Raw genomic sequence first — 12,564 nt, forward strand, 5'->3', positions numbered from 1 at the left:
GAGCGGCCGGCGGCGATCGGGGCGGGATTCCAAAAGCCGGGTTGACGCCTGCGGGCGTGATCGCGCGCGCTCTGGACCGGCCGCCGTCGATGGACCGTTTCTGGGCGATCTGGATGGTGCATCAGAACAGTCTGCGGCATCGAAGCCTGCGGCTCTCCGGTGGGAATCGGGCCGACGCCGAGGACGCGTTGAGCGCGGCCATGGTGCGGGCGGCCCAGGCCTTTGACCGCCAGCCGGTGCAGAACCCCGGGGCCTGGCTGGTGCGGATCCTGCACAACGCCTGCATGGATCAGCACCGCCAGAACGCCAATCGCATTCCCATCGTGGCAGAGGACGCCGATCTGCCGCCGCCGTCCGCCGCCGCCTGGGTCAAGGCGGCGCCCTCGCCGGAAGAGGCGCTGTCGCAACAGGAAAGCGACGCGGCCTGGGGGCGGGCCATGAACGCTCTTCCGGCCGCCCTGGTCGAGCCCTTGCGGCTCCATCTCGACGACTGGAGCGACGAACGGATCGCCGCCCATCTGAACATCAGTCGGGAACTGGTGCGCAAGCGGCGTCAACTGGCCAAGAACCGGCTGAGACTGCTGCTGGATCTCTAGCCGAAGGTGAAGGCGAAGACCTGGACGCCGGGGTCGAGGAATTCGATCTCGAAGGTGCGTTCGCGAACGGCGCCGGACTGGCGGATCAACTGATACAGGCGCTGCTGGTCGATGCGTCCCACGCCCTGGGCGTCGATGTCGGACCCGGCGTCCGCGCCAGGCGCCTGGCCGTCGATCAGGACGCGGAAACGCGGCAGGGCGCCGTTGGACCCGGGCCCCATGACCAGGTGCAGGTCGCGCGCCTTGAAGCGGAAGGACAGCCGGCCGCCAGCCGCCGCCAGTTCGGCGTGTTCGCGCGTCACGCGCCAGCGCCCGACCAGGCTCCAGTCGTTGAGGTCCAGCGGGCTGGCCACATAGGTTTTGACGGCGTCGCGGGCGAGGCCGCCCGGCGAACGGAAGTTCTCGGCGCGGGCGTAGCCGACATAGGTTTCGGGCGAACCGAGCTGGTCCATGGCGGCGGCGGCCTCGGCGCCCTGGGCCTGGACCTGGACCACGTCGGCGGCGACATCGGCGGCCCCGGCCTCCTTGAGCAGTTGCTGGATGACCCGTTCCGAGCCCTCATAGTCGCCCTCGCCGAAATGGTGGTGGCGGATGCGGCCCTGGGCGTCGATGAAATAATGGGCGGGCCAGTACTGGTTCTTGAAGGCGCGCCAGATGGCGAAGTCGTTGTCCATGGCGACCGGATAGTCGACGCCCAGGCGGCGGACGGCGTCGCGGACGTTGGCCTCCGACTTCTCGAAGGCGAATTCGGGCGTATGGACGCCGATCACGACCAGGCCCTGATCCTTGTACTTTTCGGCCCAGGCGCGGACGTAGGGCAGGGCGCGCAGGCAGTTGATGCAGGAGTAGGTCCAGAAATCGACCACCACCACCTTGCCGCGCAGCTGTTGCGGCGTCAGGGGCGGGGAGTTGATCCAGGTGGTGGCGCCGGTCAGGGGCGGCATGTTCCCCTCGACCGGCAGATTGGCCAGATCCGTCGGCGCCGCGTTCATCGGCGCGCCGCGACCGATGCCGCTCAGCAGCGCCTGTTCCAGACGGCCGGTGCTTCCGGCCGAAATCCGGGTCAGCAGGCCCGTGTCCAGGCCCAGACCGATGGCGACCACGCCGATCAGCACCAAGGCGCCCAGGCCGCGCCGCACCCATTCGCCGAGGCCCAGCGCGCCCTTCATGGCCTTGAACACCCGTCCGCCCACCAGCAGGGCCAAGGCCAGGGAGGTGGCGGCGCCCGCCGCATAGGCCAGCAGCAGAACGGTCGAGCCGACGCCTGCGCCCTGCAAGGCGGCGCCGGTCAGGATCACGCCCAGTATGGGGCCTGCGCAGGGCGCCCACAGCAGGCCGGTGGCCACGCCCAGCAACAGGGAGGCGCGGACGTCGCCCTGGTCTGCGGAGCGGCGCTCGACGCGATCGGTCAGCCAGGAACCGGCCGCCACGAAGGGTCGCATCAGCCGGTCGCCGATGGAGGGCACGAGCAGGCTGAGGCCCAGGACGGCCATGACCGCAAGCGCGATCCAGCGACCGACCTCATTGGCGCGCACGGCCCAGCCGCCGCCCAGGGCCGCCAGGGTCGCAACCCCGGCGAAGGTGACGGCCATGCCGACCAGCAGGGGCAGGCCGTTGCGCACGAACGGCCGACCGGCGCGGGCGAAGACGAAGGGCAGGACCGGCAGGATACAGGGGCTGACGATGGTCAGGGCGCCAGCGAGATAGGAGAGCAGGAACAGGATCATGAAGGCGGGCCTGACGTGACGGGCGTCACTCACATACGAAGCCGGGAGGCGTTCGGTTACCCTTCGGCGTACGATCTCCCACAGATAGACGCCCTGTCCCTGCTCGAACGGGCTAGACTTCGCGCTTCCGATCCCCGATTCGCTGGCCCATGACGATCCACGCTCCGCCGCCGGAAGGCGGCCGTATCATCGACGAGCCGATGGAGACGGCCCTCAGCCGTCGCTATCTGGCCTACGCCCTGTCGACCATCACCAACCGCGCCCTTCCCGATGTTCGGGACGGGTTCAAGCCCGTGCACCGGCGCATCCTGTACGCCATGCACCAGATGCGGCTGAACCCGCAGGCGGCGGCGCGCAAATGCGCCAAGGTCGTCGGCGAGGTCATGGGCGGATACCACCCGCACGGCGACGCCTCGATCTATGAAGCCCTGGTGCGTCTGGCCCAGGATTTCGCCCAGCGCTATCCGCTGGTCGACGGCCAGGGGAACTTCGGCAATATCGACGGCGATAGCGCCGCGGCCATGCGCTACACCGAGTGCAAGCTGACGCCGGCGGCCGTGCTGCTGCTGGACGGGATCGATCAGGACTCGGTCGATTTCCGCGCCACCTACGACGATCAGGACGAGGAGCCGGTGGTTCTGCCGGCCGGTTTCCCCAACCTGCTGGCCAACGGCTCGTCCGGCATCGCCGTGGGCATGGCGACGTCGATTCCGCCGCACAATGTCGGCGAACTGATCGACGCCTGCCAGATGCTGCTGGACCGGCCCGAGGCGACGACGGCTGAACTGGTGCAACTGGTCCCCGGACCCGACTTCCCGACCGGCGGGGTCGCCGTGGAGGGCCACGCTTCGATCCTGGACGCCTATGAGACGGGCCGGGGCGGGGTGCGGCTGCGGGCGCGCTGGGAGACCGAGGACCTGGGGCGCGGCGTGTGGCGGATCATCGTCACCGAGATGCCGTACCAGGTGCAGAAGTCGCGCCTGATCGAGGCGCTGGCGGACCTGATCGAGCACAAGAAGGCGCCCCTGCTGGGCGACGTGCGCGACGAGTCGGCCGAGGACATCCGCCTGATCCTTGAGCCCAAGAACCGCACCATCGAGCCCGAGATGCTGATGGAGAGCCTGTTCAAGCTGTCGGATCTGGAAGTGCGCTTCCCGATCAACATGAACGTGCTGGATGCAGACGGCACCCCGCGGGTCATGGGGCTGAAGGCCTGCCTGAGGGCCTTCCTGGATCACCGCCGCGAGGTTCTGAACCGCCGGTCGCAATGGCGGATCGCACGGGTCGAGAAGCGGCTGCACCTGCTGGAAGGCCTGCGCATCGTCTTCCTCAACATCGACGAGGTGATCCGCATCGTTCGCGAAGAGGAACAGCCCAAGGCCGTCCTGATCGCGCGGTTCGGCCTGACCGAGGTCCAGGCCGACTTCATCCTCGACACCCGGCTGCGTCAGCTGGCGCGTCTGGAAGAGATGACGATCGAGAAGGAGTTCAAGGCGCTGTCGGAAGAACTGGCGCACCTGCAGGCCCTGACGTCTTCGGAAGGCAAGCAGTGGAAGGCCATCTCCAAGGAGCTGGAGGCTGTGCGCAAGGCCCTGATCTCGCCGCGCCGGACGACCATCGCCGACGCCGTCGACACCTCGGCCTTCGTCGCGCCCGAGGCTTTTATTCCCCGCGAGGCCATCACCGTCATCCTGTCAGAGCGCGGCTGGATCCGCGCCGCCAAGGGCAAGGTGGAGGATCCGTCGGAGCTGAAGTTCAAGGAAGGCGACCAACTGGCCTATCTGGTTCCGGCCTATACGACCGACAAGCTGCTGGTGGGCGCCTCCGATGGGCGGATCTTCACCATCGGGGCCGACAAGCTGGCGTCCGGTCGCGGGCATGGCGAGCCGCTGCGCCTGATGATCGATCTGGACGAGAAGGCCGAGATCATCAACGTCCTGGCGCACCAGCCGGGCGGGAAGCTGCTGATCGCGTCGAAGGCCGGCTATGGCTTCATCGCGCCGGAAGACGACACCCTGGCCCAGAAGCGGGGCGGCAAACAGGTGCTGAACGGCGACATGCTGGCCATGCTGCGCATCCCGCAGACGCCGACGGCCGACCATGTCGCGACCATCGGCGAGAACATCAAGACCCTGATCTTCCCGCTGGACGAACTGCCCGAGATGGGGCGCGGCAAGGGGGTGCGGCTGCAGAATTTCAAACAGGGCGGTCTGGCCGACGTCACCGTGTTCAACGCCGAACAGGGGCCGGAATGGGCCGACGGTGGCGGACGCCGCCGCAACTGGCCCGACTGGAAGGACTGGCTGGGCAAGCGCGCCGGCGCCGGCCGTCAGGGGCCGCGAGGCCTGAGGAAGTTCAGGTAGAGTTGGCCTCTCCCTCCCCCTGCGGGGGGAGGGGGCGGAGGCGTAGCCGAAGCCGGGCGGGAAGGGCCGGGCGATACTTCGCTGTTGCTCCGTTGGTGCGCTGCTGCCGTGCCGCTCCCACCCCGTCGCTGCGCGACGCCCCTCCCCGGACGGGGAGGGAGAGGCGGTTCGCCTAGTCCTGCAGCCGCGCCCAGCCGAGCTTGCCCAGCACTTCCATCGGGCGAAAGCCCGACTTGTAGTCCATCTTGTCGGAGCCCTGGACCCAGTAGCCCAGATAGACGAAGGGCAGGCCGACCTGGGCCGCCTGGCGGATGTGATCGAGAATGGCGAACCGGCCCAGGCTGCGGCGCTCCATCGTCGGATCATAGAAGCTGTAGACCATCGACAGACCGTCCTTCAGCAGGTCGGTCAGGGTGACGGCGACCAGATCGCCCGGTCCGCCGTCGGTCGAGGCCAGGCGATATTCGATCAGATGGGTGCGAACCGTCGTGTCCTCGACCATGGCGACATAGTCGAGCCAGCCCATGTCGCTCATGCCGCCGGTCGGGTGGCGGGTGGTCAGATAGCGGCGCAGCAGCTGGAACTGTTCGGTCGTGGCCTCGGCCTCGACCAGGCTGCGCGACAGATCCGCGTTGCGGGTCAGAACCTTGCGCTGCGACCGGGTGAAGGCGAACTCGGGCACGGGCAGGCGGACCGAAACACAGGCGTCACAGGCTTCGCAGGCCGGGCGATAGGCGATGTTCTGACTACGGCGAAAACCGGCGATGGTCAGTTCGTCATTGACGTGGGCGCCGTCCGAAAAGGGCAGGTTGGCGAAGACCTTGCGCTCGGTCTTGCCGGGCAGATAGGGACACGGCGCGACCGAGGTCATGAAGAACCGGAGCTGTCGTGTCGGAACATGCTGCGTCACGGCGCTAGATCCGCACCCGATCTTGCCGAGAGTGTGACGGTCGAAGGCTCATTCGTGGATTTGGCGTCATTCCTCGCCGGGCCGCAAGCGCGTTCGCGCCACAGCCGAGCGGGATCACAGCGAGGTGTCCATCGGCAGGACCGGCGCCTCGCGCAGCAGGACGATGGCGATGCGGCGGTTGCCGGCCAGGGTCGGGTCGTCGGGATAGAGGGGGTCCGAACCCGCTTTGCCGGCGACGGAATAGACCCGGTCGGCGTCCACGCCGGCGCTCTGAAGCACCAGACGCGAGCCGTTGGCCCGTTCCGAGGACAGGGTCCAGTCGGCCGGACCGCTGGCGCGATTGGAGCCGGGCGTGGCGCTGGTGTGGCCGGTGATGGAGATGCGGTTCGGCAGTTGGTTGATGACTTTGGCCACGGCGCGCAGCAGGACCTGAGCCCGGGCGTTCGGCCGGGCCGAGTTGTTGTCGAACATCGAGCGGCCCTCCTGATCGACCAACTGGATGCGCAGGCCCTCGGGCGTCTGATCGACGATCAGCTGTTTCGACAGCTCGGCCAGTTCCGGCATCGACTGCATGGCCTGACGCAGGGATTCGGCGGCGCTGGCGAACTCCGCCGCCTCGCGCTTCTGGATCTCGGCCTGGAGCGCGGCCTCGCTGGCCGATGCGAGATTGGTGCTGGATCCGGCGGTCGTGGCGTCGGCCGGGGCCTCGGGCGCGAGTTGCTCAAGCACCGACTGGGATCCGGAGCTCTTGGGGCCGTCGTCGCCCAGGGCCGTGCCGCCCAGTATGCCGCCCGATCCGGAGGTGGTTTCGGAAACGCTGGCCGGAGCGAAATACTCGGCTATGCCTTTCTTCTGCTCCGGATCGGTCGTGTTGATCAGCCACATCAGCAGGAAGAATGCCATCATGGCGGTCACGAAGTCCGCATAGGCCACCTTCCAGGCGCCGCCATGGTGGCCGCCGCCGGAGACCTTCTTGACCTTCTTGATGAGGATCGGACGATCGCTCACGGACATGGACGCACCCCGGGAATTTACTGTCCCAATGTGGGGCGCCGAGGTTAACCGGGCGTTGATCCGCGCCACAGCGGCTTGAACCCCCGCTCGACCCGGCCTAGTCCGTGCCCTGAAACAGGGAGCCTGTCATGAAGATCGCATTCGCCGGCCTGGGCGTCATGGGCGCCCCGATGGCGCGTCACCTGGTGCAGGCCGGCCATGATGTCGTCGGCTTCAACCGCACCATATCCAAGGCGCAGGCCTGGGCCGAGGCGACGGGCGGCCGTTTCACGAAGACGGTGGCCGAGGCGGCGCAGGGCGTCGATCTGTTCATCCTGTGCGTCGGCAATGACGACGACGTGCGCGCCGTCGTGACCGAGGGGCTGCCGCATCTGGCTGAAGGCGCTGTGATCGTTGATCATACGACGACGTCGGCGAAGGTGGCGCGCGAGATGGCGGCGTTGGCCGAAGGGCAGGGGCGGCGCTTCGTCGACGCCCCGGTGTCGGGCGGCCAGGCGGGCGCCGAGAACGGCCAGCTCAGCGTCATGGCGGGCGGCGACGCCGGGGCTCTGGCCAAGGCGGAACCGGCGCTCCAGGCCTATTCCAAGGCGATCAAGCATATGGGGGCGGCCGGATCGGGCCAACTGACCAAGATGGTCAATCAGATCGCCATCGCCGGGGTGGTCCAAGGCCTGGCCGAGGCGGTGCATTTCGCTCAGGTCGCGGGCCTGGACACCGACGCCGCCTTTGACGCCGTCTCCAAGGGCGCGGCCCAGAGCTGGCAGATGGACAACCGCTGGAAGACGGCGGCCAGGGGCGAGTTCGAATTCGGCTTCGCCGTCGACTGGATGCGCAAGGATCTGGGCCTGGTGCTGGACGAGGCCCGGTCGAACGGCGCGCGTCTGGCCCTTACGGCTTTGGTCGATCAGTTCTACGCCGAGGTCCAGGCCATGGGCGGAAATCGCTGGGACACCTCCAGCCTGGCGGCGCGACTTCAGTCGAAGGACTGAAGTCGCGCAAGGGAAGTGGCGGATCAGGCCGCTTCCCAGCCCTTTTCGACGGCCCAGACGGCGAAGGCGTAGTCGTGGGCGACCTCTTTCAGATAGTCGAACCGACCGGCGGCGCCGCCGTGTCCCGCCTCCATGTTGATCTTCAGCAGCACAGGCTTGCCCGAGGTCGTCGCCGGACGCAGCTTGGCGACCCATTTTTCAGGCTCCCAATAGGTCACGCGGGGATCGGACAGGCCGCCGGTCGCCAGGACGGCCGGATAGGCCTTCGGCCCCACCTGATCATAGGGGCTGTAGCTCATCATATAGTCGTAGGCCTCCGGGTCCTCGATCGGATTGCCCCATTCGGGCCATTCCGGCGGCGTCAGCGGCAGGGAGACATCGCTCATGGTGTTGATCACGTCGACGAAGGGCACCTGGCCCATGACGCCGGCCCACAGGTCGGGCCGCATGTTGTTGACCGCGCCCATCAGCAGGCCGCCGGCCGAACCGCCCTGGGCGACGATGTGTCCGGCGGTCGCGTATTTCCGGTCGATCAGGTGTTCGGCGGCGGCGATGAAGTCGGTGAAGGTGTTCTTCTTCGTCATCCGGCGGGCGTCCAGGAACCAGCCCCAGCCCTTGTCCGAGCCGCCCCGGATATGGGCGATGGCGTAGATCCAGCCGCGATCGACCAGCGACAGCCGGTTGGTGGAGAAGCTGGCCGGCATGGGGATGCCGTAGGAGCCGTAGCCGTAGAGCAGCAGGGGCGCCGAACCGTCCACCGGCGTGGATTTTCGACGCAGCACCGTGACCGGCACCAGCTGTCCGTCCGAAGCGGGGGCGTTCAGTCGCTCGACCACATAATCCGCAATATTGTGGCCCGACGGAATCTGCTGCGTCTTGCGCAGGGTCCGCTCGCGCGTCGCCATGTCGTAGTCGAAGGTCTGGGTCGGGGTGGACGGCGAATTGTAGCTGTATCGTGTGTGGGTCGTCTCGAACTCGGACGCGCCGGACAGCGACAGGGCGAAGGCGGGTTCATCGACGGCGATCTCGTGTTCGGCGCCGGCGCGGTCGCGGATGATGATCCGGGTGTTGGCGTCGGCCCGTTCCTGGCGAGCCAGGTGATCCATCGTCAGGTCCAGGCCTTCGATGAAGCGGCCGGGCGTGTGCGGCACCAGGTCGGTCCAGTGGGCCTTGGCCGGCGTTGCGGTCGGCGCCTGGACGATCTTGAAGTCGATGGCGTCGTCCGCATTGGTTCGGATCACCCAGCGGTCGCCCCAGTGATCGGCGTCGTAGCGGAGGGCCACCACGCGGGGCTCAAGAATAACGGGTTCGGCCGTGGGCGTCGCGGCCGGAATGTAGCGCGCTTCCGACGTCTCCTGGTTCTGGATGCCGATGACGATGAACTGGTCGTCGGCGGTGCGGCCGACGCCGATGAACATGCCGTCGTCGGCCTCTTCATAGACCAGGGTGGCTTCGCCGCCGCGCGCCGGGCGACGGAAGATCTTGTCCGGGCGACCGTTGTCGTCGCGATTGGTCCAGAAGATCCACTGGCTGTCGGGCGAGAAGACGAAGTCGCCGGTGGCGCTGTCGATCACGTCGGGCAGAACTTCGCCGGTCGCCAGGTCCTTGACGTAGATCTTGTGGACCTCGGAGCCCTGGGCGTCCTCGGCATAGGCGAACAGGCTGTGGTCCGGGCTGTGGCTCGCGGCCGACACTTCCGAATAGGCCTTGCCCTTGGCGAGTTCGTTGGCGTCCAGGAGCAGTTGAGGCGTGGGCGCGACGACGAAATTCTTCGTCACCGGCTGACCGTCCACCATCCACGCGCCCTGGCGTTCGACGCGCATGTAACGGGGATGCTGGTCGCCGGTGCGGTATTCGACGTAGTAGTTCCAATCGCCGTCCGGGGCCGGAACCGAGCTGTCGTCTTCCTTGATGCGACCGCGCATCTCGGCGAACATCGCCTGCTGCAGCGGCAGGGTGGAGGCCATCATGGCCTCGCGGTAGGCGTTCTCGGCCGTCAGATGTTCCTTGACCTCGGCCTTGATCAGGGTCGGGTCGCGCAGCACGGCCTGCCAGTTGTCGTCCTTCATCCAATGATAGTCGTCGGTCCGCGTGCGGCCCAGTTGTTCGATGACGACGGGGATCTTCTTGGCGACGGGGGGCTGGGGCATCGAGGGTCCGGTAGTCTGAGCGGGCTTGGCGAGGGCGGGGGTGGCGACCGCGACGGCGGTTGCGGCGGTCGAGACGATCAGTTGGCGACGGTTCATCGGCTAGGCCCCCTTATTCGGACCCGAACCTTGTGCGTGGCCCACGGCGGCGTCAAATGAAGAAAAGCCGGGGAAGGCGCTTTGCCTTGATGTTCGACCTCCAGACCCTGCCGACGACCTCCGCCGAGGCGACGCAGACCGTGTCGCGTTCGGCCAGAGACCTGACCGTGACCATGATCCGTGCGACGGTCCAGATCGACCAGCCGAACGGCGACGGCACGCGAACCGTGGGCGCGGGTTTTCTGTTGAATGCGCCCCGCGCGGACGGCACGCCGCGCACCGTCCTGGTCACCGCCGATCACGTGCTGAGCCGCATGCCCGACAGCGAGGCGCGGATCGGATGGCGCGTCGAACTGCCGGACGGGGGATGGCGTTTCGATCCCCAGCCGCTGATCATTCGGGACGCAGAGTCTGACCCGCTATGGACCAAGCCGGGCGACCGCGACATTGCGGTCATGGAGATCAGCGCGCCGGCCGCCTTCGCCCGTGACGCCATTCCGATCGCATGGCTGGCGGACAGGGAGGCGTTCGACGCAGCCGCGGTCGGGCCGGGCGACGCTATGCGGACGCTGGGCTTTCCCCGGGGGCGGTCAGCCAACCGCGCCGGGTTTCCGATCCTGCGCGTCGGGCGGATCGCATCCTGGCCGCTGACTCCGATCAGCGCCTTTCCGACCTTCCTGCTCGATCTGGCCGTCTTTCCGGGCGACTCGGGCGGACCGGTGTTCTGGACGCCGCCGACGCAGGTGTCGCCGGTCCATCCGTGTGTCGCGGGGGTTCTGACCCAAGAAGTCATCGTCCAGGACGAACGTCTGAGGATCGGCGTGGTGGTCCACGCCGACTATATCCGTGAGGCGGTGGACCTGCTGGACCAGAAGGCCGCGCCGGCGCCCTGACGCCGCCGCCTCAGCCCGTCAGGGCTTCGGCCGTCAACCGCTTCAACAGATCGCCGCCCTGGCCTACGGCCGCCAGGCGGCTGGAGACATGGCCCAGCACATTGGCGGCATAGACCTCATACAGGTCCAGCTTGCCCTGCAGCCACACGGGGTCGCCCTCGCCGGCGTCGAGTCGCGCCTTGGCCGCCAGGGCGCCCTTGGCCAGCATCCATCCGCCGACCACGTCGCCCAGCAGTTTGAGATAGGCGTCGGCGGCGGCCAGGACATCGGCGGCCGCCTCGGCCTCGGCCTTGCGATCAAGCAGCCACAGGGTGGCGTCCTGAACCGCCTCGATCCCCGTGGCGAACCGTTCCAGCGGCTTGCCGGAATAGAGGTGGGCCAGGTCCGCCAGGGTCGCCTTCATGTCGGCGATCAGAGCCCGGGCCGCTTCCCCGCCGTCCATCGACAGCTTGCGGCCCACCAGGTCCATGGCTTGGATGCCGTTGGTGCCTTCGTAGATCGGTGCAATCCGGGCGTCGCGGTAATATTGGGCGGCGCCCGTCTCCTCGATGAAGCCCATGCCGCCGTGGATCTGGACGCCCAGCGACGCCACCTCGCAGCCGACGTCGGTGGACCAGGCCTTGGCGATGGGGGTGAACAGGTCCTCGCGGGCCTTCCAGCGCCGACGATCCTCCTCAGTTCCGGCATGACGAGCCAGGTCGGCGGCGACGCCGGTCGACAGGCAGATGGCGCGGGCGGCCGAGGTCTTGGCCTTCATCACCCCCAGCATCCGCCGCACGTCGGGATGGTCGAAGATCGGGGCGTTGGCCTCGCCGGTCCAGACCGAGCGGCCCTGGCGACGGTCCAGCGCATAGGCCAGGGCGTGCTGATAGGCGCGTTCGGCGATGCCGACGCCCTCGACGCCGACGGCGAGGCGGGCGGCGTTCATCATCACGAACATATGGGCCAGGCCCTCGTTCGGTCGGCCGACCAGTTCGGCGCGCGCGCCTTCATAGCTCATGACGCAGGTCGGAGAGGCGTGGATGCCCAGCTTGTGTTCGACCCCGACCGGGCGGAAACCGTTGCGGTCGCCCAGGCTGCCGTCGTCATTGACCGCGAACTTGGGCGCCAGGAACAGGCTGATGCCCTTGGGGCCCTTGGGCGCGTCGGGCAGGCGGGCCAGCACCAGATGGATGATGTTGTCGGTGGCGTCGTGGTCGCCCCAGGTGATGTAGATTTTCTGGCCGTTCAGGGCGTAGGTGCCGTCGCCGTTCGGCGTGGCCGTGGTGATCAGAGACCCCAGGTCCGAGCCGGCGCCCGGCTCGGTCAGGACCATGGCGCCGGTCCATTCGCCGCTGACCAGCTTGGTCAGATATTTGACCTTCTGTTCCTCGGTCCCGACCTGGTCCAACGCCTCGATAGCCGCCAGCGACAGCATGGGGCACAGGCCGAAGGCCATATTGGCGGCGTGAACGGTCTCATAGGCCGCCAGCTCCAGCGCCTTGGGCAGGGCCTGGCCGCCGACCTCGACCGGAGCCGACAGGCCGGTCCAGCCGCCGGCGGCGAACTGGCGATAGGCGTCGGCGAAACCGGGGGCGGCCGTGACTGCGCCGTTCGCATAGTGCGAGCCCTGCTGGTCGCCGATGCGGTTCAATGGGGCCAGCACCTCCTCGGAAAACTGTCCGGCCGCTTCCAGCACCGCGCCCGCGACGTCGGAATCATAGTCCGGGAAGGCTCCGGTGGCGGCGACGTCGGCCATGCCGGCGATGGCCTCCAGGGTGAAGGCCAGATCACGAACGGGTGCGCGGTAGCTCATGGGTTTCCTCGATGCATATTCAGGCCTAAGT

The 12,564-nt window shown here is 67.9% G+C and carries 9 protein-coding genes; 4 read left to right on the plus strand and 5 right to left on the minus strand.

Translation table 11 applies throughout. From position 1 onward, the window contains the following. Positions 1-56 precede the first annotated feature (56 nt). Positions 57-596, plus strand: a complete 540-nt coding sequence (locus GYM46_RS15275) for an RNA polymerase sigma factor (RefSeq protein WP_164952713.1) — start codon at positions 57-59, stop codon at positions 594-596. Here GYM46_RS15275 and GYM46_RS15280 read toward each other — a convergent pair. Further along, positions 593-2,323, minus strand: coding sequence for a cytochrome c biogenesis protein DipZ (locus tag GYM46_RS15280; RefSeq protein ID WP_164952714.1), 1,731 nt, complete (start codon positions 2,321-2,323; stop codon positions 593-595). The two genes, GYM46_RS15275 and GYM46_RS15280, sit on opposite strands and share 4 nt — an antisense overlap. A gap of 149 nt (positions 2,324-2,472) precedes the next feature. Between GYM46_RS15280 and parC the strand changes: the two genes are divergently transcribed. Next, positions 2,473-4,686, plus strand: a complete 2,214-nt coding sequence (gene parC / locus GYM46_RS15285) for a DNA topoisomerase IV subunit A (protein WP_008263816.1) — start codon at positions 2,473-2,475, stop codon at positions 4,684-4,686. Between the two features lie 172 nt (positions 4,687-4,858). On the opposite strand, the gene GYM46_RS15290 is transcribed toward parC, so the two are convergent. Both GYM46_RS15290 and GYM46_RS15295 read right to left on the minus strand, forming a co-directional pair. Next, positions 4,859-5,596, minus strand: a complete 738-nt coding sequence (locus GYM46_RS15290; protein WP_040349575.1) for an arginyltransferase — start codon at positions 5,594-5,596, stop codon at positions 4,859-4,861. A 114-nt stretch (positions 5,597-5,710) separates the two neighbouring features. Beyond that, positions 5,711-6,610, minus strand: coding sequence for a flagellar motor protein MotB (locus tag GYM46_RS15295; RefSeq protein WP_035310903.1), 900 nt, complete (start codon positions 6,608-6,610; stop codon positions 5,711-5,713). Positions 6,611-6,738: 128 nt separating this feature from the next. Between GYM46_RS15295 and GYM46_RS15300 the strand changes: the two genes are divergently transcribed. After that, on the plus strand, positions 6,739-7,599 hold the full coding sequence (locus tag GYM46_RS15300) for an NAD(P)-dependent oxidoreductase (RefSeq protein WP_008258803.1): 861 nt from the start codon (positions 6,739-6,741) through the stop codon (positions 7,597-7,599). A 23-nt stretch (positions 7,600-7,622) separates the two neighbouring features. On the opposite strand, the gene GYM46_RS15305 is transcribed toward GYM46_RS15300, so the two are convergent. Then, positions 7,623-9,845, minus strand: coding sequence for a S9 family peptidase (locus GYM46_RS15305; RefSeq protein WP_008264101.1), 2,223 nt, complete (start codon positions 9,843-9,845; stop codon positions 7,623-7,625). Between the two features lie 89 nt (positions 9,846-9,934). Between GYM46_RS15305 and GYM46_RS15310 the strand changes: the two genes are divergently transcribed. Further along, positions 9,935-10,738 (plus strand): trypsin-like serine peptidase, encoded by an 804-nt coding sequence (locus tag GYM46_RS15310; RefSeq protein WP_008258666.1) that lies wholly within the window; start codon positions 9,935-9,937, stop codon positions 10,736-10,738. A 10-nt stretch (positions 10,739-10,748) separates the two neighbouring features. On the opposite strand, the gene GYM46_RS15315 is transcribed toward GYM46_RS15310, so the two are convergent. Beyond that, entirely contained in the window at positions 10,749-12,533 is a 1,785-nt protein-coding gene (locus GYM46_RS15315; RefSeq protein WP_008261745.1) for an acyl-CoA dehydrogenase, read from the minus strand. Positions 12,534-12,564: the final 31 nt, after the last annotated feature.

This window comes from Brevundimonas mediterranea, assembly GCF_011064825.1.
Taxonomy (GTDB): Bacteria; Pseudomonadota; Alphaproteobacteria; order Caulobacterales; family Caulobacteraceae; genus Brevundimonas; species Brevundimonas mediterranea_A.